This window comes from Aggregatilinea sp., assembly GCF_036822615.1.
Lineage (GTDB): Bacteria > Chloroflexota > Anaerolineae > Aggregatilineales > Aggregatilineaceae > Aggregatilinea.
Map to the genome: position 1 here is coordinate 65394 of NZ_DAISHJ010000012.1, position 22965 is coordinate 88358.

26 protein-coding genes are annotated in these 22965 nt (G+C 61.8%); 6 read left to right on the forward strand and 20 right to left on the reverse strand.

Going from position 1 to position 22965, the window contains the following annotated elements; genetic code table 11:
- Positions 1–54 precede the first annotated feature (54 nt).
- Entirely contained in the window at positions 55–1191 is a 1137-nt protein-coding gene (locus tag V7116_RS06310) for a response regulator (protein WP_324391045.1), read from the reverse strand.
- Positions 1192–1400: 209 nt separating this feature from the next.
- Here V7116_RS06310 and V7116_RS06315 point away from each other — a divergent pair, with 209 nt between their 5' ends.
- From V7116_RS06315 to V7116_RS06325, 3 genes are all read left to right on the forward strand, one after another.
- Complete coding sequence (locus tag V7116_RS06315) at positions 1401–1772, forward strand: roadblock/LC7 domain-containing protein (RefSeq protein ID WP_324391046.1); 372 nt, start codon at positions 1401–1403, stop codon at positions 1770–1772.
- A gap of 153 nt (positions 1773–1925) precedes the next feature.
- Positions 1926–3554 (forward strand): CTP synthase, encoded by a 1629-nt coding sequence (locus tag V7116_RS06320; protein ID WP_324391047.1) that lies wholly within the window; start codon positions 1926–1928, stop codon positions 3552–3554.
- A 17-nt stretch (positions 3555–3571) separates the two neighbouring features.
- Positions 3572–3799 carry a hypothetical protein gene (locus V7116_RS06325; protein WP_324391048.1) on the forward strand — a complete coding sequence of 76 codons (228 nt, stop codon included), beginning with the start codon at positions 3572–3574 and terminating at the stop codon, positions 3797–3799.
- Positions 3800–3868: 69 nt separating this feature from the next.
- Here V7116_RS06325 and V7116_RS06330 read toward each other — a convergent pair whose 3' ends face one another.
- Genes V7116_RS06330 through V7116_RS06360 form a run of 7 tightly spaced genes read right to left on the reverse strand, consistent with a single transcriptional unit; the run spans position 3869 to position 9904 of the window.
- Positions 3869–4615: a response regulator transcription factor gene (locus tag V7116_RS06330; protein ID WP_324391049.1), complete on the reverse strand. Its 747-nt coding sequence runs from the start codon at positions 4613–4615 to the stop codon at positions 3869–3871.
- A gap of 22 nt (positions 4616–4637) precedes the next feature.
- The gene (locus V7116_RS06335) at positions 4638–4877 is read right to left on the reverse strand and encodes a hypothetical protein (RefSeq protein ID WP_324391050.1); all 240 of its coding nucleotides are present in this window, start codon (positions 4875–4877) and stop codon (positions 4638–4640) included.
- Positions 4878–4916: 39 nt separating this feature from the next.
- Entirely contained in the window at positions 4917–5414 is a 498-nt protein-coding gene (locus V7116_RS06340) for an FHA domain-containing protein (protein ID WP_324391051.1), read from the reverse strand.
- Entirely contained in the window at positions 5411–6898 is a 1488-nt protein-coding gene (locus tag V7116_RS06345) for a VWA domain-containing protein (RefSeq protein WP_324391052.1), read from the reverse strand. Before V7116_RS06345 ends, V7116_RS06340 begins: the two co-directional genes overlap by 4 nt.
- Positions 6899–6926: 28 nt before the next feature.
- On the reverse strand, positions 6927–7976 hold the full coding sequence (locus V7116_RS06350) for a PP2C family protein-serine/threonine phosphatase (RefSeq protein WP_324391053.1): 1050 nt from the start codon (positions 7974–7976) through the stop codon (positions 6927–6929).
- Positions 7977–7994: 18 nt separating this feature from the next.
- Positions 7995–8417 (reverse strand): outer membrane protein assembly factor BamB family protein, encoded by a 423-nt coding sequence (locus V7116_RS06355; protein WP_324391054.1) that lies wholly within the window; start codon positions 8415–8417, stop codon positions 7995–7997.
- The gene (locus V7116_RS06360; protein WP_324391055.1) at positions 8357–9904 is read right to left on the reverse strand and encodes a serine/threonine-protein kinase; all 1548 of its coding nucleotides are present in this window, start codon (positions 9902–9904) and stop codon (positions 8357–8359) included. The genes V7116_RS06355 and V7116_RS06360 overlap by 61 nt, the downstream gene beginning before the upstream one ends.
- Positions 9905–10045: 141 nt before the next feature.
- Here V7116_RS06360 and hemW point away from each other — a divergent pair, with 141 nt between their 5' ends.
- Positions 10046–11257 carry a radical SAM family heme chaperone HemW gene (gene hemW / locus V7116_RS06365; RefSeq protein ID WP_324391056.1) on the forward strand — a complete coding sequence of 404 codons (1212 nt, stop codon included), beginning with the start codon at positions 10046–10048 and terminating at the stop codon, positions 11255–11257.
- Positions 11258–11275: 18 nt separating this feature from the next.
- Positions 11276–11785: a hypothetical protein gene (locus tag V7116_RS06370; RefSeq protein WP_324391057.1), complete on the forward strand. Its 510-nt coding sequence runs from the start codon at positions 11276–11278 to the stop codon at positions 11783–11785.
- A 119-nt stretch (positions 11786–11904) separates the two neighbouring features.
- Here the strand turns inward: V7116_RS06370 and fni are convergent, their stop codons facing one another.
- The gene (fni, locus tag V7116_RS06375) at positions 11905–12945 is read right to left on the reverse strand and encodes a type 2 isopentenyl-diphosphate Delta-isomerase (RefSeq protein ID WP_324391058.1); all 1041 of its coding nucleotides are present in this window, start codon (positions 12943–12945) and stop codon (positions 11905–11907) included.
- A 195-nt stretch (positions 12946–13140) separates the two neighbouring features.
- Here fni and V7116_RS06380 point away from each other — a divergent pair, with 195 nt between their 5' ends.
- A complete protein-coding gene (locus V7116_RS06380; protein ID WP_119072501.1) occupies positions 13141–13383 on the forward strand; it encodes an acyl carrier protein in 243 nt (80 codons plus the stop codon).
- A 74-nt stretch (positions 13384–13457) separates the two neighbouring features.
- Here V7116_RS06380 and V7116_RS06385 read toward each other — a convergent pair whose 3' ends face one another.
- From V7116_RS06385 to V7116_RS06435, 11 genes are all read right to left on the reverse strand, one after another.
- Positions 13458–14117, reverse strand: coding sequence for a hypothetical protein (locus tag V7116_RS06385; RefSeq protein WP_324391059.1), 660 nt, complete (start codon positions 14115–14117; stop codon positions 13458–13460).
- Positions 14118–14124: 7 nt separating this feature from the next.
- Positions 14125–15306 (reverse strand): ATP-binding protein, encoded by a 1182-nt coding sequence (locus tag V7116_RS06390; RefSeq protein ID WP_324391060.1) that lies wholly within the window; start codon positions 15304–15306, stop codon positions 14125–14127.
- 9 nt (positions 15307–15315) lie between these two features.
- Positions 15316–15837: an acyl-CoA thioesterase gene (locus V7116_RS06395; RefSeq protein WP_324391061.1), complete on the reverse strand. Its 522-nt coding sequence runs from the start codon at positions 15835–15837 to the stop codon at positions 15316–15318.
- Between the two features lie 2 nt (positions 15838–15839).
- Entirely contained in the window at positions 15840–16220 is a 381-nt protein-coding gene (locus V7116_RS06400) for a hypothetical protein (RefSeq protein WP_324391062.1), read from the reverse strand.
- 23 nt (positions 16221–16243) lie between these two features.
- Positions 16244–17380, reverse strand: a complete 1137-nt coding sequence (locus V7116_RS06405; protein WP_324391063.1) for a glycosyltransferase family 4 protein — start codon at positions 17378–17380, stop codon at positions 16244–16246.
- 12 nt (positions 17381–17392) lie between these two features.
- Positions 17393–17767 carry a response regulator transcription factor gene (locus V7116_RS06410; protein ID WP_324391064.1) on the reverse strand — a complete coding sequence of 125 codons (375 nt, stop codon included), beginning with the start codon at positions 17765–17767 and terminating at the stop codon, positions 17393–17395.
- A 7-nt stretch (positions 17768–17774) separates the two neighbouring features.
- Complete coding sequence (locus V7116_RS06415) at positions 17775–18338, reverse strand: GtrA family protein (protein WP_324391065.1); 564 nt, start codon at positions 18336–18338, stop codon at positions 17775–17777.
- Between the two features lie 4 nt (positions 18339–18342).
- The gene (locus tag V7116_RS06420; RefSeq protein WP_324391066.1) at positions 18343–19854 is read right to left on the reverse strand and encodes an O-antigen ligase family protein; all 1512 of its coding nucleotides are present in this window, start codon (positions 19852–19854) and stop codon (positions 18343–18345) included.
- The gene (locus tag V7116_RS06425; RefSeq protein ID WP_324391067.1) at positions 19854–20789 is read right to left on the reverse strand and encodes a UDP-glucuronic acid decarboxylase family protein; all 936 of its coding nucleotides are present in this window, start codon (positions 20787–20789) and stop codon (positions 19854–19856) included. Before V7116_RS06425 ends, V7116_RS06420 begins: the two co-directional genes overlap by 1 nt.
- A 100-nt stretch (positions 20790–20889) precedes the next feature.
- Positions 20890–21435 carry a macro domain-containing protein gene (locus V7116_RS06430; RefSeq protein WP_324391068.1) on the reverse strand — a complete coding sequence of 182 codons (546 nt, stop codon included), beginning with the start codon at positions 21433–21435 and terminating at the stop codon, positions 20890–20892.
- Between the two features lie 42 nt (positions 21436–21477).
- A partial coding sequence (locus V7116_RS06435; RefSeq protein WP_324391069.1) for an O-antigen ligase family protein occupies positions 21478–22965 on the reverse strand: 1488 nt, incomplete at its 5' end.

The window sequence follows — 22965 nt, forward strand, 5'->3', positions numbered from 1 at the left end:
ACGCCCGCAGCGGCATCACCGTGCGGGCGTGATAAAAGCGGGATCAACGCTGTTTTAGTCGTTCAGCAGCCCAAGATCGCGCGCCTGATCGTAATCGACACGCTGCCCATCCTCAGAGCCCAGCGACTTGGCGATGTCGCCCATGCGCTCCCACGAAAACAGGGAGTTCGCCAGCGTCTCATCGACCGACTGCCCGAACAGGGCATCCGGGTCGAAATCCGACAGGAATGCGTCATCTGCGAGCGGCGCATGGCCGTACGTGTCCGGCACTTCCGCCACAGTCGACAGCGCGTCGAACAGGTCTTCTTCCGGCTCGACGGCGCTTTCTGCGAGCGGTAGAGCAGCAGTCCGCACTGCGGGTGCGGTGCTTTCGTAGGCGGCATCCCCGATCAAACTGACGATACGGTCGGCGGCCCGACGGCCAAATACAGTCACCGATCCCATCGCGCCGCGATTGCTGCTGTCCACGATCAGGCACATAAAATGGTGCACTCCCAGTGCCAGCGCAAACACGTCCACGCGCTCGCCGTCGTAATATTGCATGCTCCACGTGCGCTGGCCCAGCAGCGGCTCGATCTCCGCGAGCCGCGCGAAGGACGGCCCCAACAGAGCTGCTAATGCGGATGGACTGACCTGCCCCACTGCGCCTTCTTCGACCAGGACATACCCGGTCCGGTCGGCCAGCAAAGCCCCCACCGCGCCAGTATCACGCATGGCGTTGCGAACGATGGTGCGGATTTCGCTCAAATCGATCGATGGAACCGGTCCGCGATCTTCTTCCGGAACAGCCACCGGCAGGGTTTCCGGCGGAACCGGAACACCATCCAATGCCGCTCGCATCCCGCGCAAAAATGCTTCAGCAACCGGACGGGCGTAATACTGGAACGGCTCGCCTTCTAACGCTTCGGGGTCGAGGACGCGATCCCCATCATCGGCCAGCACGATCACGGGTGTTTCCGGTGAAAGGGTAGCAATTTTGCGCGCAAGATCGAGCCCATCCAGCTTGCCGGGAATGTGGTACGCCGTCACCACAAGATCAAGCGGCCAGCGCTTGACTTCCTCCAGCACATCATCTGCCGAGGGCACATCGATGAAGATATGCTGCCGGTTCAACAACGCCAGCGCACCACGCACAATGGGCATAATGTCGCGCGCCGGATCGACTATCACAATTCGTGGAACCGAGGCCATAAGCATCACCCGCTGTACGAATGTATTGAGGATAAATTAATTGTACCGTTCAACGACAAAAAAGGCCAACGTCCAAAAGTCATAGGTTTTACGCGAGAAAATAGCTCAAACTTCGATTGACGTGCATCGAGGCTTGTGCTATCATGCAGAAGTTTGATCCGGCACAATGTGTTGGATCCGGATTGCGCTGCACTGAAAGGCCGCCCAAAATGGCACGATCGCGTACTGAATTGTTGGTGGATCGCCTGCGTGAGATGCAAGCAGGCACACCGGATATCGACGCCTCTGCGGTCGTCAGTGTAGATGGCCTGATCATCGCCTCCGCGCTCCCCTCGAACACCGAGGAAGATCGCGTGTCGGCCATGTCGGCGGCAATGCTCTCGCTGGGCGACCGTATCGCCAGCGAGCTGAGCCGGGGCACGCTTGAGCAGGTGTTCATCCGTGGCGCATCGGGCTTCGTGATTCTCGTCTCGATTGGGGAAGAAGCCGTTTTGACCGCTCTGGTACGCCAGAGCGCCAAACTTGGCCTGGTGTTCCTGGATATGAAGCGCGCTGCCGATGATCTCGAGAAGCTTGTATAAGCTCATTTTTCATCCAGCGTCCGGGTCTCCGGGCGCACACAGCCGGACGTGACACACACCGACGGGGAGCAAGGCGACGGAGCCTTAAGCTCCCCGTCGCTCTTTTTGTAGGGCCTCGCACAGCTAACGGTGGAGATAACCAGGGAAAGCACTATGCGAAAGTACATCTTCTGCACAGGGGGCGTGGTAAGCTCGGTCGGCAAGGGCGTGACCGCTGCCGCTATCGGTCGCATCCTTAAGGCGCGCGGCTTCAAAGTCGCCATTCAGAAGCTCGATCCGTATCTCAATGTCGATCCGGGCACGATGAGTCCCTACCAGCACGGCGAGGTCTTTGTCACCGTTGATGGCGCGGAAACGGACCTCGACCTGGGACACTACGAGCGGTTCATCGACGAGAACCTGGAGCGCAACTGCAACGTCACCACCGGCCAGATTTACGCCGAAGTGATCAGCAAGGAGCGCCGGGGCGACTACCTGGGCGGCACCATCCAGGTCATCCCGCACATCACCAACGAGATCAAGCGCCGTATTGCGCTGGTGGGAGCCAAGAGCGATCCCGATGTGGTGATCGTGGAAGTCGGCGGTACGGTGGGCGACATCGAAGGCCAGCCGTTCCTGGAAGCAATCCGCCAGATGCGCAGCGACGTGGGGCGCGACAACACGCTCTACGTCCATGTGACGTACCTGCCCTACATCGGCGCGGCGGGTGAGCTGAAGACCAAGCCCACTCAGCACAGCGTCCGCGAGCTGCGCGGCATCGGTATTCAGCCCCAGGTGATCATCGCCCGCACCGACCACCCCGTCAACGGCGACACGGTCGGCAAAATCGCGCTGTTCTGCGACGTCGAGCGCGAAGCGGTCATTCCGCTGGAAACGACCAAAAATATCTACGACGTGCCGCTCACCCTCGAAGACGCGGGCCTGGGCGATTTCATCACCAAGCGGCTCGGCCTTGAAGAGCGCAAGCCGGATCTGAACGGCTGGCGTAATCTGGTCAACCGCATGAGCACCGTAGACAAACCGGTGCGCATCGCCATCGTGGGTAAATACGTCGAGCTGCGCGACGCTTATATGAGCGTCAAAGAGGCGCTGCTGCACGCTGCGGTCGCGGAAGATCGTAAGCTCGAAATCGAGTGGATTTATTCCGGCGACCTGGAAAAAGACAAAAGCTGGGACGTGCTTGAAAACGTCACCGGCATCATCGTGCCCGGCGGCTTTGGCTATCGCGGCATTGAGGGTAAAATTCTGGCAGCGCGTTTCGCGCGGGAGCGGAAGATTCCGTACCTCGGCCTGTGCCTGGGCATGCAAATCATGTCCATCGAGTTCGCCCGTGATGTTCTGGGCCTGGAAGACGCCAACAGCACGGAATTCGACAGCGCCACCGAGCAGCCGATCATCGACCTCATGCCCGACCAGCACGACGTCACGAGCATGGGCGGCACGATGCGCCTGGGCGTTTACCCGTGCCATCTCGCGCCGGGGTCGAAGGCGGCGCAGGCGTACGGTGAAGAGGTCGTTGACGAGCGTCACCGTCACCGCTTCGAGTTCAACAACCACTACCGCGCGCAGTTTGAAGCGGCGGGCGCGACGTTCAGCGGCCTCAGCCCGGACGAGCGGCTGGTCGAGATCATGGAACTGAAGGATCATCCATTCATGCTCGGCAGCCAGTTCCATCCCGAGCTTCAGAGCCGCCCCACCCGCCCCCATCCGTTGTTCCGGGCGCTGGTACGCGCGGCGATCGATCTGGACGAACAGCGTAGTTCCGAGCAGGAAGAATCGTAAAATACGGCGGTGTAGTCATGTCATTTGATGATGTCGAAACCCTGTGGAAAGCCCTTCTCAGCCGCACACCCGAACAAATTCAGGCTGCGTGGGAAGCGCTGAACGGTGAGGAGCGCATCGCAATTTACGTCCACCTCAAGCGCATGGCCTCTGAGGAAGGCTGGACCGAGCCGCAGCGTATCTCGGCCCAGTCGGCGCTTGACGTACTGGGCGATCTTGCGGATCAGGCTGCAGGGGAAGACTGACAGTCACGCCAAAGACAAAACGAGCCAGGGGATGCCCTGGCTCGTTTATAATCTACCGGTGTGCTCCGGTCAGGCCGGTTGGTCTTTCTTGAAGTCCACGAACCGGTACCCCACGCCGCGCTCGGTAAGGATGTATTTGGGATTCGAGGGATCTTCCTCGATCTTTTCCCGCAGATAATTCACATACAGCCGCACGTAGTGCGTCTCGTCGCGGTATTCGTATCCCCACACCTTCGCCAGCAGCTGCTCGTGCGGCACGGTCCATCCGGCGTTTTCGATCAGGTGATACAACAGCCGGTACTCGGTTGGGCGCAGTTTGATGTGCTCGCCGTTGACGATCACCTCGCGCCGGTTGAAATCCACGCTCAGGCGATCGTCGATCTTGAGCACGGCCTGTTCCGGTGATGTGCTGGGCATTTCCGCGCGGCGCAGCACCGCGCGCACCCGGCTCGAAAGTTCGCGCGAGCCGAACGGCTTGGTCACATAATCGACCGCGCCGAGTTCCAGGCCGAACACTTTGTCGTCCTCTTCGCCCTTGGCGGTCAGCATAATCACCGGAATGCTCGAAAATTCGCGCAGCATGCGCAGCGTCTCGAACCCGTCGAGCTGCGGCATCATCACGTCGAGCAGGATCAGGTCAGGAAGCTGGGTGCGTACCATCTCAAGCGCTTCCAGGCCGGTATGCGCCTCGACGACCTGATATCCTTCCAGTTCCAGATTCATGCGGATAAAACCAATCATGCGCGGTTCGTCATCCACGACGAGAATGCGTTTTGCGTCACGCGGCACGGCGCGTGGTGGCTTGCCTGCTGCCATATTCGCCTACCTCCAAGCGGTATCAGTCCCGGTAGAAGGCAACAATTTCTTCTTCTTCACCCGACGGCATAATCTCAAGGAAGTTGACGCGCCACCACGGGACGACAATCGTCGACACTTCCGGCGCGACATAATGCAGATCTTTCCCGTCACGGCGGCGCGGATTGATGCAGTACAGTACCGTATCTTGCGCGCCGGGCAGGTCTTCGACTTCGGCCAGAAACGGCTCCTCGTTCGCAAGATGGACGATCACGGTTCGCATGATAACTCTAACCCTCAAGTGTAGAAATACAGGATCCGATCATTTGAAAAAGATGTGAAAGATCAGCTTTCCCAGCCGGATCTCATCCCCGTCGCGCAGCACGCGTGGTTGGTTGGGAATCAGCCGTTGGCCGTTCAGATGTGTACCATTAGTGCTGCCCAGATCGACCAGCGTCAGAGTATCCTCACCGCGCCGGATAGCCGCATGGCGGCGCGAAACGCCGTGTTCTGCCGCACCATATGGGCTGAGATCCAGACCTACGAGCGGCTGAGCCGGATCGTCCGAACGCCCAAGAAGCGTTTCTTCGGTCGGCTCCAGCAGCATCGGCTCGGCGACATCACGGATGTGAATCACCAGCTTGGATGACGGATCGAAGCGGGCCGTACCCCACGTCAAGCGGCCCTGCACATTGTCGAACTCGTCCTGCATGAGCTGGCTGGTGATCAGCACCGGTTTGCCCGAAAACGGATGTCCGCACTCTTCGCAAAAGAGAACTCCTTCACGATTGACATGAGCGCAGTACGGGCAGCTTTTCATGTCTCTTCCCCACCTGGAACCGGTAATGCAAGCAGCATCCGCGTTCCGTACTTAAGCGATTTCCGCCCTTCCTCGGACAGCGACTGGGTATTGCTCACCCGCCGCGCCTCGACCATCGCCATCTGGGCCAGCTCCTCGTGCCCCGAAGCCAGCAGGCGCGTCGCCAGGTTTTCGAGCTGGCGCGTGCCATCGACCAGATTTCCCTTGGAGATCGATTGTTCCGCCTTCTGCTGCATCCGGTACAACGTCAGCTTGCCCAGTGCATCGAGCACGGCCAGCGGCGGCTCCTCGGGAGGTGGCGACTCACTGATTTCGACCGAGAGATCGCTGAGAACTTTGTATCCCAGGCGTCCGAAGGACAGAATATCGCCCGTCACATCCAACCGCGCGACGGTGCGGAACCCCACTTTATGCCCTGGCGGCATCTGAAGCTGAATCAGTACCAGGGCCGTCTTGTTTGCTTCAAGCGTGCCCAACGGCACAGGCTCGCGCGTGATATCGAGCGCCTGCGGGTTCGGGGACAGGCGGAACACCGATTCCAGCTTGACGTCCGCATCCGGCGCGATCGTCAGGTGCAGCCGCTCGGCATAGGCGTCCCCCAACGCGCGCACGCGCTCGTTCAAGAACTTCACGACCGCAGAGGGCGCGTTGATGTAAGTTGTTGATCCGCCCGTGCGCGATGCCAGATCGTCGAGGAAGGCGTCGTTCCACTCGTCGCCAATTCCCATCGCGCTGATGCTGATGCCATCCGCGGCGGCGGTATTGGCCAGTTCGAGGCAGCGCTGTTCGTCCCCAAAGGTCCGCCCATCGGTGAGCAAGATGATGTGGTTGACCATGCGCGTGCCCAGGTGGCGCTTGCACTGCTCCACCCCGGCAGACAGGCCGTGGAAGATTTCGGTGCCGCCATCGGCCTGCATCATATTAACCATGGCACGCAGCGCCAGTTTATCCGTCACCGTGCTGGCCGGAATCAACACGTCAGACCGGTCGCTAAACGTGACGACCGACAGCACATCTTCCGGCGTGAGCTGTTCGATGATCTGCTGCGCGGCGAACTTCACACGCTCCAGGCGCGCGCCCTTCATAGACGTGCTGCGATCGAGCACCAGCGTCAGGTTCAGGCGGGCCGACTGACGTTTTTGCTGCGCCGCCCCGCGCATCGACACGATCTCAAGCAGCAGGTACAGCACTTGCGGCTCTTCGAGCATATTCAACACGCGCTTGCTCGGCGTCACGCGCAGCGTAAAGTAGGCCGGTTCGTCCTGGAACTTACGCCGGGCATTGTCGTACTCCGCCCGATTGAGGGGGTTTCCCAGCACCTCGTAGGCGGTAGCAATATCGCGGAACACATGATCCGCGCCTTCGTTCCGGTTCGCATCAGGATGGAACCGTCGCGCAGCAACGCGATAGGCCTCGCGGATATCATCTTGTGTAGCTTCAGGCGGAACGCCAAGAATGACGTACAGGTTTTGGGATGCGTCCATAGATGTGAGGCCTATCTGCTCACGACAGCTAGCCGGGCATCTGAACCAAGACGACGGTAATGTTGTCTGGACCACCGCGCTCGTTGGCGATGTGCACCAACTGGTGACATGCATCTTGCGGCGCGCCGTGATCCATCACCACGCTGCGAATCATCTCTTCGGGAACCATGTTCCACAGGCCATCACTGCACAACAGCAGCCGCGATCCGGGCGGCAGACGCCGTGTCACGGCATCGACGTCCAGGTTCTCGTTCTGGCCGATAGCGCGATACAGTACGTTGCGCTGCGGATGTTCGGCAGCTTCGGCGGGAGTGAGCTGATCGAGTTCGATCAGGCGCTGAACCAGCGAGTGATCGCGCGTGATCTGCTCAATACCGTCCTTGGTCAGCAGGTAAGCCCGGCTGTCGCCCACGTGCGCGATATACGCCAGCTCGTCCAGGACGACTACACAGGTCACGGTTGTGCCGCCCTCAGGGATATACTTCCCTACCGCTTCATTTGCCTTTTGCACGGCGGCGCGCAGGATATCTGCGACAGGCGTGCGATCGGGATCATCCATCTGCTGGGCCAGCAGCGGCATGAAAATTTCCTGGGTGACATGCTGCGCCACGATGCGCGCCGTCATGGCCGAGGCTTTTTCGCCGTCGTGATGCCCGCCCATGCCATCCGCAACCAGGAACAACGCGCACTCCGGCAGATCGTCGCTGCTCGTAGAGACGAAGGTCAGGCTGAGCACCGAATCCTGATTGTTGCCGCGCACCATGCCCACGTCACTGAGTTGGCCGTACACAATGCGGTCGCCGGGCTTCGGCTCAAACGTTTCCAGCGGCGGCAGCGGGCGCGTGCCCATAATCACGGGCGCGTCGGACGTATCTTCGAGATCGGGGGCCTTCGCGCCCTGATCTTCCGGCGTTTCCTGATCGTGCTTCAGCTTATCACGCGCTTCCGGTGCCTGGATGACCGGTTCCGGCGGCGGCGCGCTCTCGCCCGTGTCGTGCGTAATGGAGATGACATCCGTGCGGGCGCCTTCAGATGTCGTGTGATTTGATGCCCCAAACAAGCGGCGGATGAAATTCATGGCCAGTTCTCCGTGCGTTTACGCTCTCAGCGCGTAAACATGGTGATCCATTGAGCCGATATACACGACGCCATCATGGATCGCAGGTGACGAGGGAACCGGCCCTTTGGTTTCAAAACTCCAGCGCAAGTGTCCGTTCTTCGCGTCCAGGCTGTAAACTTTGCCGTCAATTCCACCAAAATAGACAGCATCGTCGGCAAACGCCGGGGACGACGTGATCTGTCCGCCTGTTTCATAGTGCCAGCGCTCCTTGCCGCTGGCAATGTCAATGGCATACAGCGACCCATCCGCCGAGCCAATAAACACCTTGCCGTCACCAACCGTGGGCGACGAGACGATCGGTTTTCCGGTGCGGTATGCCCAGACTTTCCAGCCACGCATCATATCCAGCGCGTAAATATGCCAGTCCATCGAGCCAAACAGCACGATGCCGTCATGCACGACTGGCGACGACACCACCGCGCGCTTGGCCTTGAAGCGCCACGACATCTGGCTAGATCGATCCCGGCCACGTCGCCGGAATCCAGCCCGGTCACGATGATGTCTTCCGTCACCAGCGGGCGCGAGCGGATCGGCACGCCACCCTGCCACCGCCATTGGATGCGCCCGGTCGCCAGCCGCACCGCGTACAGCGTGCCATCATCGCTGCCAAAGAACGCGTGTCCGTGCGCGATCGCGGGGGAAGACTGCACCGGTCCTTGGGTGGCGACCGTCCAGCTCAACTGCCCGACGCGCACGTCCACGGCATAGAGCATCTGGTCCATCGAACCGAACAGCACCAGATTTTCCGCCTGGGCGATGGCGGGGGACGACGCGATGGCCGCTTCCGACGGGTACTTCCAGCGGAACGAGCCATCCTTGGTATTGATCGCGTAGAGATTGTTGTCGTAAGCGCCGACGTAAAGCACGCCCTGGTACACCAGCGGCGACGAACGCACTTCGTCTTCGCACTGGAACCGCCAGATTTCACGCGAGTCTTCCTCGCCCGTGCCCCAGTCGCCACCGTCCACCACCTGCGTCGAAGCAGGCGCGCGCTGCACGTTGACGCCGGGGAACTGCGGTTTGGTCAGCGTATCGAGCGCTTCCTTCATCACAGCCGCATTCGCATACCGCTCGCCGCCTTCAAACGCCAGCGACTTCATCACCACCGCTTCAAAGTCGGGCGACACGCCGGGATTCACTTCCCGGATCGGACGCTCGGCAAACGAGAACGGCGGTTCCAGGCGTGGATCGCGCCTCGTCAGGATGTGGTGAATCGTCGCCCCGATGCCGTACACGTCGCTGGCAGGGCTGGCCTCGCCCCGGTACTGTTCCGGCGCACAGTAGCCTTCCGTGCCGATCATGGTGCCCTTCTGCCCCACCTGGAACGTCTTGGCAATGCCGAAATCCACCAGGCGCATCCGGCCATGCTGATCGATCATGATATTCGAGGGCTTCACATCGCGGAAGATGATCGGCTCCGGCTGGTGCTGGTGCAAATAGCCCAGCACGTCGCACAGCTCGATCGTCCACTGGAGCACGGTATCGGTCGGCACAAAGTCCGCCACGGAGTTAATGATCGCCTCCAGGTCGCGCCCGTTGATATACTCCATCACCAGATAAGCACGATCGCGGTTGGAGAAGTAGTCGTAGATCTCGGGCACAGCGGGATGGCTCAGCGACGCCAGCATGTCCGACTCGCGCTCGAAGGTGCGCAAGGTCATCTCACGCATGCTCTGGTCGCTGGTGAGATTGAGCATTTCTTTCACGGCGACATGACGCGTTACGTTCGGGAAGCGAAGATCGCGTGCCTGGTAAACCGAACCCATACCACCAACACCGATGACGCCTGTAATACGATAGCGGCCCTGGAGGACGGCACCCGGTTGGAGTGCGCTGTCCCCCGGATTCTCCGGCACGTTCTTTGCGAATTTCTGTGTATCGACCATTCAGATGACCTTTAATCCGGCGTTGTAGGCAATTAGGGGCAAATCGTAGAGTCTCCGTACAGCCTTCGTGAAGGTTTCTGGCTATTATAGTGATCCGGTATAGTTAGCGCAATTGTGCCGCAGTTCAAGGACACCCCTACAATGAAGCCAGCCGCACAGTCAGTTTCCGCGCAAAATACACGTCCCAACGAGGCCACACCAAGCCTGGCGCTGTACCTCCATATCCCGTTTTGCCGCACGCGCTGCACCTACTGCGCATTCAACACATATACCGGGCAGGATAAGCTCATCGAGCCGTATATGCGCGCTCTAGCCCAGGAGATCCGCATGGTGGGCGACACGGATCGCCGTCCGGCGCACACCATCTACTTCGGGGGCGGAACGCCCAGCCTCGTCCCGGCAGATCTGATCGCCCTCACCCTGGCCGCCTGCACTGAGACGTTCGCTCTGGCCGATCCAACTGAAATTACGCTGGAGGCTAATCCCGCCACGGTCGATTTGGAAGCGCTGAAGGCGCTGCGCCGTGTAGGGATCAACCGCCTCAGCATTGGCATGCAGTCGGCCAACGCCAGCGAGCTGGCGCTGTTCGCGCGCGGCCATACCACGGACGACGTGCGCGAGACCGTGCGGCTGGCTCGCCGCGCCGGGTTCGATAACCTGTCACTCGACCTGATCTATGGTAACCCCGGCCAGACATTCGAGATGTGGCAAACCAGCCTCGACGCGGCGTTAGGGCTGGAACCCAAGCATCTTTCGATGTACAGTCTCGGTATTGAGGACGGCACGCCCATGCAGCGCTGGGTAGCGCGCGGCCACGTTGAGACGCCCGATCCCGATCTTGCGGCGGACATGTACGAATGGGCGACGGACCGGTTGGCACAGGCCGGATTCGAGCAGTACGAGATCAGCAACTGGGCCAAGCCGGGATACGAGTGCGCGCACAACCTGCAATACTGGCGCGACCTGCCCTATCTCGGCTTGGGCGCGGGTGCGCACGGCTATGCAGGCGGCCTGCGCTATTCGACTGTGCTGCGCCCGGCGGACTACATCGAGCGCATGACAACTCAACACGAGCCGCTACCGTTTCCGCATACCGCCGCCTGGCTGGACAGCGAAGTCATCGATGCGCAGGGCGAAATGGCCGAGATCATGGTCACTGGGCTGCGTCTGACCCGCACCGGCATCGATACGCAGGCATTCCAGTCGCGCACCGGGCGCTCGCTGTGGGACGTCTACGGCGCGCAGATCCGCCAGTTGATCCGTGACGGGCTGCTCGAACAATACGGCAATCACATCCGCCTGACGCCGCGCGGCAGGCTCCTGGGCAATCTGGTTTTCGAGGCATTCGTTTAACACGGGGGAGAGAGCGTGATGCGCCGCTGGATCATCGTGATCGTGCTTGGACTGACCGGGCTATTGTTGGTCGGCTGCGGCGAACCGTCCGAAGGGGACAGTCCCCGTTCCACTAGCACCCCCGCGATCACGCAGACCCCCACGCCGCTTCCAACGACCTCCCCCGTACGGCAGCGTCTCCAATCGCAGTACACCAGCCTGAGCGAATCGCAGCAAACCATTCTGGCGACCTGGGAAAGTTTGCTGAACGGCGAGCAGGTCCAGTGTGGGACCTACCCTTCCGTGACCGATCCGGCCAGCATCAGCGCAGAAGGCGATGCGCGCTATGAAGGACAGGCCGCCCTGCTCCGCCGCGCCGCCATCAATACCGGGCAGGCCGTCAGTTTGTGGCAGGCCGAATGTGCCAATGCCCGCCCGATCCCCAACGAGGCCACCGTACGCGAGGGTTGGCTGGCGGCCAGCTCCGCCGGAGACGCCTTACGCGAGGCCGCCCAGGAATGGGATCTCGAAGCCACCGCCGCGCCCTGAAGTTTTTGCAGGGGTGAGACGTGCAGCGCCCGACAAAAACGGGTAGAGCAAGCTCTACCCGTGAAATACACACTGGAGCGTCACACACCCCTCGCAATGGAGGGTTGCTCCTTACCCGTCTAAGCCTCCAACAACCCGTTCTGTTCCAGCGCCGCCAGATCCGCCGCGCCGCTGGCAAACATGGCGATCCGGATCTCGGTCGCCAACTCCCAGATCAGGCGATCGACCGCGTCGTCCGACTCCGCCGCCGCTTTCAGGAACGGCCCAGCGATCCCACCCAGATCCGCGCCCATCGCGATGCACTTGGCGATGTCTACCCCGTCGCGCAGCCCGCCGCTGGCAAACACCGGCAGATCCGGCGCAGCAGCGCGCGCGTAACGAATCCCGTCTGCCGTCGGGATGCCCCAATCCGCAAACGCCCGTGTGACGTTCGCGTGGTGTGTGTCCGGCGCGCGGTAGTATTCCACTTCACTCCACGAGGTGCCGCCCGCACCCGCCACGTCAATCGCGTCTACGCCCGCTTCGGCAAGCTGCCGGACCGCCTGCTCCGAAAAGCCCCAGCCCACTTCTTTGGCGATCACCGGTACGTCCATCTGGCGGCAGATCATCTCTACCTTTGCCAGCAGTCCGGCGAAGTTCCCGTCGCCTTCCGGCTGCACCGCCTCTTGCAGCGCGTTGAAATGCAAGATCAGCGCGTCCGCCTCGATCATCTCCACGGCACGGCGGCACTGCTCGATTCCGTACCCGTAATTCAACTGGACCGCGCCCAGATTGGCGAACAGCATAATGTCCGGCGCGACCTCGCGTACCTGGTACGTAACCGCCAGCGAATCGTCCTCGATGGCGGCGCGCATCGAGCCAAGCCCCATTGCGATGCCTGCTCGCTGTGCGGCGGCGGCGAGCGTTCGGTTGATGTTCTGCGCGCGCTCCGTTCCGCCCGTCATGGACGAGATCAGGATCGGCGCGTTCAAGCGTTTACCAAACAGCGTCAGGCTCGTATCTACCGCCGCCAGATCGAGTTCCGGCAGCGCTTGGTGCAAAAAGCGATATTGCTCCAGGCCCGTCGTCAGACGGGGAAATTGAACCTGCTCTTCCAGGTTGATCCGAATGTGATCGTCTTTCCGGCGTTCAGTGAGCGCAGCATCCGTAACTTTAGACATAGGGTGGTGTTCCTTGTGATGTAGAGCATTGTGGACAGCAAGCGGCTGAAAGTGTAAACTCAGCCTAGCGAACAGACTATAGCAAAATATCCCTGTTCAGCCTATCGGCATCGTTGTACAATGAGCCGGTAAATGCCAAAAAACACTGCTCGTAAGTGCCAACTCTGAGCCAAACTAAAACTGGAGGAAACAACCATGGCATCAACTCAGGAGCGGGTAACGGATATCATCGTTGAGCTGCTGGGTGTCGACGCGGAGAAAGTAGCGCCGGAAGCTCGTTTCCGTGAAGAACTTGAGGCCGACTCGCTCGATCTGGTCGAGCTGATCATGGCCTTTGAAGACGAGTTCGGTGGCGAAATCTCTGATGAGGAAGCCCAGAAGATCAAGACCGTGGGTGACGCCATCACGTACATCGACACGCAGATGCTGAAGAGCTAGCCACCGCTCGGCTAGATCTGAAGTTTAAGCGCGAAGTTTTTCGGCGATTGCAAATCAATCGCCGTTTTTTTGTTTCAGGCCCGGTTCGCGGCAGGCTGCGCGTTCCCCAAACGATCGACCACTGCCGGGTAACGATCGGGCCACAGTGCCAGCAGCAGCGCCAGCCCTGCGAACAGCGCCAGCCCATACGCCCCCGCCCCGATCTGCACGTCGATCTCGAAGTTATACAGCAGCACACCCGCGCGTGACAGGCCCCACAGCCCCGTGCCCACGCTGATGACCAGCGACGCCGCCAGCAGCCCCTGCCCGATCCGTCCAGGGCGTACCGCCAGCGAGGTCAGCACCAGGACGCCGCCCACCACCGTGAGCATCATCATCTGGCGGTAATTCGCGTCGGCGGACTGGCTGCGGAAGAACTCGACCGGCGGCACGAACCGCAGCACCAGCAGCAGCGCCACCGCGCGCGTGACCCAGCGCAGCCGCGCATCGCGCAAGCCGTTTGCGGCCAGTCCTGCCGCGAACAGCAGCAGGATATGCGGCAGGCGCAGCAAGAAGCTGGTCAGCATCGGGGGATTGCTGGCATGCGTCGCAGGATGCAGACTGCTCCATTCGGCCAGATCGTAGGCGTTCATGGTGAATCCGGCGGTCTTGTGGGCGAACCACGGCAGGTAGTAACACACCAGCCCCAACGCCACTGCCGTCAGAATCCATCCGCTTCGTCGCCAACTCGTCATAAAAGCCTCAATCCCCTACCGTATCGCCTGCCAGTGCGTCGATCTGCGCCTGGATTGCATCATCTTCTTCCATCTGCCGGTTGAAGTAGTTCGTCATGAACTGCGACCGTCGCTGGCGCAAGGCCATCGGTGCCACGCGGCGGATGTCGTGCACGTCCGCGACATCGCGCCCATCGGCGGCGGCATGCGCTCGCGCCGCCTCGAACATGACGTACTCCGCCCGGTGCGAATCGATGCCAAGTCCCTGGATCAGCGCTAGTCCCACTTCGACCGCACCATCGCTCAGCGTCGTCTCCTTGAGCAACTCACGCGCCAGAATGATCTCCTCATGTGCGGCGGCTGTCAACGACGCCCACTCTGCGACAAACTTACGACGGTTACCCTGATAGCGCCGCACGCGCTGGTACACTTCGTAGCGCTGAGCGAGATCGGCCAGCCCCTGCACCGGCACGCGCAGCCCGAAGCGGTCCATGATCTGCGGGCGCAGGCGGCCTTCTTCGGGGTTCATCGACCCGATCAGCACAAAGCGCGAGCGGTAGGTGCCGATCATCGCGCCGCGCCGCACGGAATAGCTACCCTGCGCCGCCGCGTCGAGAATCGCATCTACGATCTGATCGTCCAGCAGGTTCACTTCGTCGATATACAGCAGATTTTGGTCCGCCCGCGCTAGAATGCCGCGCTCCAGCCGGACGCGCCCCTGCTGCACGGCGATACGCTCGTTGACGCCACCCACCACGTCTTCCAGCCGCGCATTGAGCGGCAGCTCGATCAGCTTCACCGGCTCGTAGGTCGAGATCGGCTCGTCCGCGTCCAGCTTACGCTGGCAGTCCGGGCACACCGCCGGGCGGCCTTCCGCGTCCACATCGGATGGCAGGCACCCTTCCGGACACAGGCTGACCTCGATGTACGGCAGTAGATCAGTCAGGCTGCGCACACACGTCGTTTTGCCCGTGCCGCGCGGCCCGATCAGCAGCACGCCGCCCACCGCTGGATTGATCACCGACAGCAGCAGCGCCGTCCGCATCTCCGTCTGCCCCACCATCGCCAGGAACGGATACGGCAGATGTTCCGCCAGCCCCAGGTCGGGCGCGGATTCGCGCAAAATACGCCCGGCGACGGTTCCATTCAGCATGTCGAGCAGACGCGAACGCTGCGATTCCTCCGGCGTGATGGGCACTTGATCGTCCATGCAGATTCCCTATGCTTCGCCCTGCACGCCGCGCTGCCGCGATGACTGCTCGTACTTGTGACGCTTTTTACGCTCGTCCTGCCGTTCTTTGGCCCGCGCGTAGCGCAGGCGTTCTTCCGGCGACTCGATCAGCAGCGGCGGGACCGGGTGCGGATGTCCCTGAGCATCGATTGCAACGAACACCAGATAGGCGAGATTCGTGTGGACCGTATACCCGGTCAGCGGATCCTCCGCCATAACCGACACGCGCACTTCCATCGACGTGCGGCCCGTATAGGTCAGTTCGGCGGTCAGGGTCACCATGTTGCCAACGTAAATCGGCTCCTCAAACGTCATCGAGTCGATGGCGACCGTCACCACCGGCATCCGCGCATGGCGCATCGCCGCCAGCCCACCCGCTTCGTCTGCCAGCTTGGTAATCACTCCGCCATGCACGTTCCCCAGCGCGTTCGCATGCTCCGGATTCATCATCATGCTGAGCACCACGCGCGATTCGGCAACCCGCTTCGCAGCAGCCACGTTTTCGGCCATGATCAGTCCATATCCGGGCGCAGATCGGAAATGCGCTTGAAAATATCGGGGTCTTCGTCCAGCACGTCCACTACGCTGTAATTCAGCTCCGCCATCATCGGCGGCAGCGGCGCGCGGGGCGGCAGGCGATCGGGCTTGGGCGCGGTACGCGGCGGATTCGGGTGCAGTTCGCGGCGGCGCTCCGCGCGCTTGCGCAAAATGCGCCCGTCTTTGCTTAGCCGCCCGATCCACTCACCGTCGCGCTTGTAAACGTCTTCGCCTTCCACAAAGCCCAAATAGTCGCCACGCGAGCCGTAAATGAACCCATTGACGAGCGTTGCGTACCAGTCGCCGTGTGTATCGAAGATGAAATAGGGTTTTACCGCGCCGGGCATCTTGTTCACCGTGTACCTCCTGCCAACCAGCGTTATCCGAGAAGCATATGGTAGACCTGTTCCAGATGTTGCGCCGAGCGCGCCCAGGTAAACTGCTGCGCCTGCGTTCGCCCGCGCGCCACCAGATCGGTCCGCAGACTCTCGTCGCTCAACAGCCGTTCCATCCCGTCGCGGATCGCGTCCACGTCGTACGGATCGACCAGGATCGCCGCGTCGCCCGCCACCTCAGGGATCGAGGACACAGTGGACGCCAGCACCGGCGTCCCGCAGGCCATGCCTTCGAGCACCGGGAAGCCGAAGCCCTCGTACAGCGACGGGTATGCCACGCACACCGCATCGGAATACAGCGCGGGCAAGTCTTCGTCGCGGGCGAAGCCGGTAAACAACACGCGCTCGCCCAGGTCCAATGCTTCAATCGTACGGTAAATCGGGCTGTCTAGCCAGCCGCGACCGCCCGCAATGACCAACCGCACGTCCCGGTAACGCGGACCAAGCGCGGCCAGCGCCTCCGCCAGCCGGGCGTAATTTTTACGCGGCTGGACGGTACCGACCGAAAAGATATAAGGTCCGTCAGGAATATTATACCGTTCCCGCACGGCCCGCCGCGCGTCCGCATCTTCGACCGGCTGGAAACGCGCGTCCACCCCGCTCAGCAGCACCGTGATCTTTTCCGGCGCCGTGCCATACAGCGCGACGAGATCGTCCTTCGTTGCCTTCGAATCGGCCAGGACGTGATCGGCGCGCTTCACCGAGCGCGGCACGACTTTATCCAGGTAGGCTTTTAACACGGGGGTTGAGGTTTCCGGCGCGCGCACGAAGGACAGATCATGCACGGTGAGCAGCGTGCGCGTGCCAGGCAGCGTCGGCGGCAGTGTGAAGTCTGTCGCGTGATACAGGCTCAAACGCCCTGTAAACGTCTCTACTGGGAGCGGGACCTGCGCGCGGTGCCACAGCCGCGCGAACCACAGCGGGGTGATGCGCGTGGGCCGCCACGCAAAGTTTGGGCCGGGCGCAGCGGGCAGTGCCGCGTGGTACGCACCTGCGACGAACAGCCGGTACGCGCTGTGTGCGTCTTGCGCGGCCAGCGCGCGTACCAGTTCGCGCACGTAGCGACCAATACCCGCCCCCTGCTCATAGGCGGCGGTATAGTCGATTCCTATTGTGCTCATGAGCCGCTCGGGTTACGAGCGAGACGCGAGGGTCGCCTTCACCCGCGAAATCAGGTCATCCGGGGTGATCGGCTTGGTGAGATATTCCACCGCCCCGGCGTCCATCCCAATGCGCTGGCTGATGGCATCCACGCGGGCGGTGAGGAAGATGACAGGGATCGCGGCGGATTTGGGGGATGCCTGAATCTGGCGGATCACGTCGAAGCCGTTGAGATCCGCCATCATGATATCCAGCAGGATCAGGTCAAACGACTCTTTTTCCAGTATATCAAGCGCAGCACGGCCCGAATAAACGACGCTCGTTTGGTATCCTTCCCGGCCCAGAGCCATTTCCAGCAAGCTGCACAGAAGCGGATCGTCATCTACGACCAGGATACGTTCGGGCATTCCCTTCTCACTCCACGTCGCTGTAAGTCCAATAGCGGTTCACAAAGAAGTTCCAGAACATCACGATCCACACCGCGATGAACTGCGCGATATTAGTGCCGATGCGCCGCATGAGCGGTGCTTCGACCGTGCCGGAGAGGGCGCCCAGCGACCGCAGCACATCCACTCCCGCATGTCCCAGTGGGTCCACGCCTGCCTGCACGAACCACAACCGGAACGCGAGCCCAATCGCATTCACGATGAAGAACTGCACGATCTGGTTGCGCAGCCGACGTGTCCGCGAGTCCGGATACGTCCAATAGCGATTCCAGACGAAATTACTGACCACTGCCGACGTAAACGCAATCCCAGTTGCAAGAGCGATCTTCTGGTCAATGTGCGGCGCGTCGGGGTGCAGAATCGTCGCTTGCAGCAGGTTCAGTGTCCCAAAGTCTACCACCGCGCCGATGACACCGACAATGGCAAACTTAATGAAGCGCTCAACTTCTTTCGCTTTTGGGCCAAAGCGAAGGCTGATGCTGAGAATGGTCCGGTTAAGCAGTTGTACAGGCAGCAGAGCCGGGGTTCCCATTTGCTCAACGCTCCCCTGAATGGACTTTGATGACAATGCGCACTCCCTCTGATAGTGGTGACCGTTGTGTCCAGGCCACTGCCAGCAGTCCTAAGACGACACCGATATGCAGAAACAGGTTGTTGACGTACAGCTTATCGACGAAACTATGCACTGCCAGATGCGTCCAAACGCCCAGCAACCCTAACACCAGACCGCGCAGCACCGGGTCGTTTTGGTGCAGCGCGCGGATCGTCCAGAACACGATCAGGACCCACCCAAACAGGTAGGTCGTCAGGCCCACGATGCCTGTTTCCGCCAGCAGATTCAGGTAATCGTTGTGGGCGTGGCCCAACGGGCGCGGCCAGCTTGGAACGCGGTAATCGTTATACGCAGCTTCATAGCTGCCCAGCCCTACGCCAAGCCAGGGATGGGCCTGGGCCATATTCAACGCGGCCTGCCAGTGCGCCAGCCGCTCGATTATGGCGAAATTCTCGTCACTGATCGGCAGGCCGCGCACGTCGCCAAAGCCGGTGAACTCGTCCACAGCGTTGTCGATCCGCGCCTGAATTGCCGTGGGCAAAAGCCCCGTCAGCCACAGGCTCACGCCGAGCACGATTCCTGCGCCCACCAGCGCCACGGCCAGCCAGCGATTACGCGGAGCAAAGAATACCATCACCCCCGCTGCCGCGCCAAAACCCAACCATGCCCCACGCCCAAGCGAAACGACCAATCCGCCCAGGATCAGCACGCCCAGCCCGGCGTACAGCGCCGCCACCGCCAGCGACGGCCCCCACAGGTCATATGCATCACGTTTGGCCTGCCACTGTGCCCATGCTTGCGTCAGATAGCCCCAGGCCAGCCCCAGCGCCAGCGGCACGGTCAGTCCCATAAACGCGCTGAACGGATTCGGCTGCCCAAACGTGCCAAACGCGCGGAAGTGCGTATAGTTCGAAACCCACAGGTGCGGCGCGCCCGATCCGCCCTGGTATTCGTAGATGCCGATGAGCGCCTGCAGCGCGGCAGACAGCACTGCCGCGAACGCGATCCAGCGCCAGCGACCCCGCGCACCCAGTTCCAGCACCACGGCCACCAGCAGGGCCATTTCGACCCACTTGACCATTTCCGAGACCCAGGCCCCGGCGGAACGGGCCACAAAGAGCGACGGTCCGAAGCCCAGCATGATGATCGCCAGCGGCACGAAGATGCGCGTGCGCGGCAGCGTCCTGCGGTCTTCATACAGCACGCGCGTCACGAGCCACAGCCCGACCACCAGCGCAAACAGGAGCTGCCCCGCATCCACCGGCAGCGCCAGCGGCGATTCGGTCTGGATCAGTGTCTTCAGCGGCGCGATGCCGAGCATTAGCGCCAACGCCAACACCGGCTCCACCAGCAGCGTCATACCGATGACCGCCGCACCAACCGCAGCGACGGCCAGCGGCAGCGGCAGCACACTCACCGCCAGTCCAACCAACAGCGCCAGCGCGCCCCAGGTGGCCTTGTTCGCGTCAAGGCTGAAGCGGGCAGCGCGAAGCACTAGACGTGGCTCCTGAAGTAGTCGATCGTGCGCTGGAGGCCATCTTCCAGCTTGACGGTCGGCTCCCAGCCCAGGATCGTCCGCGCGCGGGTGATATCCGGCTGCCGCGTCTGCGGATCGCCCTTGATGCGCGAATCCTCCTGGTACACCAGCCCGCCGGGATTTTGGGTCATCTCGCTCACCAGCGTCGCCAGCTCGCGCATGTTCATTTCGTTGGGATTACCGATATTCACCGGATCGTTATAGTCGCTCATCAGCAGGCGGTAGATGCCTTCGATCAGGTCGCTGACGAAGCAGAAGCTGCGCGTCTGCAAGCCATCACCGTAGATCGTCAGCGGCTCGCCCCGCAGCGCCTGCCCGATGAAGTTCGGGACCACGCGCCCGTCGTCCAGCCGCATGCGCGGGCCGTAGGTATTGAAGATGCGCACGATGCGCGTATCGACGCCATGCGCGCGGTGGTAGGCCATCGTGATCGCCTCGGCAAAACGTTTGGCCTCGTCATACACGCCTCGTGGCCCGATCGTGTCCACGTTCCCGACGTAGGTTTCGACCTGCGGGTGCACCAGCGGATCGCCGTAGATCTCCGAGGTAGACGCGATCAGGAAGCGTGCACCTTTGGCTTTCGCCACGCCAAGCGCGTTGTGCGTGCCCAAAGACCCAACCTTGAGCGTCTGGATCGGGTACGTCAGGTAATCGATCGGGCTGGCAGGCGACGCGAAGTGCAGCACTGCGTCCACCGGCCCGTCGATGTAGATGTAATTGGTCACGTCGTGCTTCACGAACTGGAAATCGTCGCGCCCGGCCAGGTGCACAATGTTGTCCACTTTGCCGGTCAGCAGGTTATCCATGCCGATCACAGAATGGCCTTCTGCCAGGAAGCGGTCGCACAGATGCGACCCCAAAAAACCGGCGGCCCCGGTGATTAGTACACGCATAGCATCTCTCGTCCGTATTGATTAGAAGCGAATGGGTTCAAGAGGAGTGTAACAGCACTTAGGAGTCACGCCAATGCCCCATTCCGGCGCAACCCTCACGCTAGCCTGACTGAAGCTGCTCCAGCTTACGGCTAAACGTGTCCTCAAAGATGCCAAATGCGCGATCGTCGTAGAGGCAGACAATGACTTGTTCCAGATTTTCGAGGTCTTCGTAGGTGTAATCCAGAATCACGCGCAGCATGACGTCTGCGCACGCTTCCAGGGGATAACCGAACACGCCGGTTGAAATCGCGGGGAACGCGATGCTGTGCAGGCCGTTTTCTTCGGCAAGATCGAGGCTGGTGCGCACCGCGCTGCCCAGCTTGCCCGATTCGCTGCCCTCGCCCATGCGCGGCCCGACCGCATGAATGACGTGTCGCGCGAGCAGATTGCCGCCGCCCGTGATCACGGCGCTGCCCACTTCACAGTAGCCAATGGCGAGGCATTCCACCTGGATATCCGGCCCTCCCTTGCGCCGGATCGCGCCCGCGACGCCCGCGCCCAAAATCAGCTCGGAATTCGCGGCGTTGACGATCGCGTCCACGTCCAGATCGGTGATATCACCCTGCATCAGCGCCACCACGACGCCGTTCACGGTTGCCCGCATGGTGTCCTCCCCTGGCTGCTTGCACCTGACTGCATTACACCATCACTCGGCGGCGGGGTCAACCGGACGTGCGTACTGTCTCGCGTGCAGCAGCAGCGCCAGCAGTACGAACAACACGAAGGCCAGATTGATCGAGAAGTAGCCCACGTCTACCAACCCGTGCCCCAACATATCCGCCATGCTGCCCGCCAGCCCCAGCACCAGCGCCAGCAGCGCCGGATCGGTCACGTGCCGTCGCAGCCGCACGATCCCGCGCCAGAAGACCGCCTGGAACGCGATCCCCAGTCCGACGCCCACCACGCCCAGATTCACCCAGTAGTTCAGCAGAATATTGTGCGGCACGGAGAGGTTCGGCTCCTGCCACGCTTCCGCCAGCAGGTAGCGGCTGCGATACTGGTACAGGAACTGGTCCAGCCCGGCCCCGGTGACAGGATGCTCGCGGATCAAATTCAGCGAGCTGAACCACAGCCGCGTGCGGAAAAAGGCCGTGTCTCCGGTCAGGTCGCCCAATCGTGGCAGCGCCAGCGACAGCAGCACCAGCGCGATCACCGCCACGACCGCCAGCCCGGCCAGCGGAACCAGCGCGCGCCGCCCCTGCCACAGCAGGATCATCACCGCAGCCGCCGCAGGCAGCCCCAACAGGATCGCGCCCCGGCTCTGGCTGAGCAGCACCGCCAGCGCCATGATCGCGGCGCTTCCCCCACCGAACGCCCGCCGCCAGACGGTGGTCGGCAGCACAGCATACGCTGCCGCGAACGGCAGGCAGCGCCCCAGATACAGTCCGACGCCATTGGGCGAGCCGTACACGCCGATCAAGCGGCGCGTGCCTTCTTCCGCCTCGACGACCGACTGCCCCGTGAAGTACAGGTACAGCCCTACCACGGCCACCGCCAGCCCGGTGAACACCATCGTGTCGGACAACCAGAACAGATCCCGGTGTTCCAGCTTCATCAGCCGCAGCACGGCGTAAAAGGCGACCGGCTCCAGTATGATCACGCGGAAGTAGTGCACCGCCGGGCTGCGCTGCGCCGCCCAGGCCAGCGAAATCGCGCCCAGCACCAGCCATGCCGCCGCGAGGCCGTCCAGCGCCGTCAGCCGAGGCAAAATACGCATTGTGCGCCCGGCCTGCCGCGCCTTCGCCCAATCGACCACCAGCCGCGCCCCCACCGCCAGCGCCGTGATCACGAGATAGACCTCGACCGTCGCAAACGCGCGGAACAGTAAATCCAGCTTCGACAGGAAAAACGCCGACCAGAAGATCACCAGCATCGCGCCCAGCACCGGGCGGTTGAAGATCAGCACGAACAGAATGACCAGCGCCGCCAGCGTCACCACGAACGCGGGTGACAGCGACGCAATGCCTGCCGTGATCAGCGTCAGGATCAACGCGGGCGGATCGCGCCGCAGCAGCGACGGCACGGCGTCGTTGAGCGTCAGCAGCAGCCCCACCAGCGCCACGAACGACACGAACAACCCCAGCAGCCATTCCAGGCTGCGTCGCAGCGACTCCGGCGTCGGCGGGCGCACACG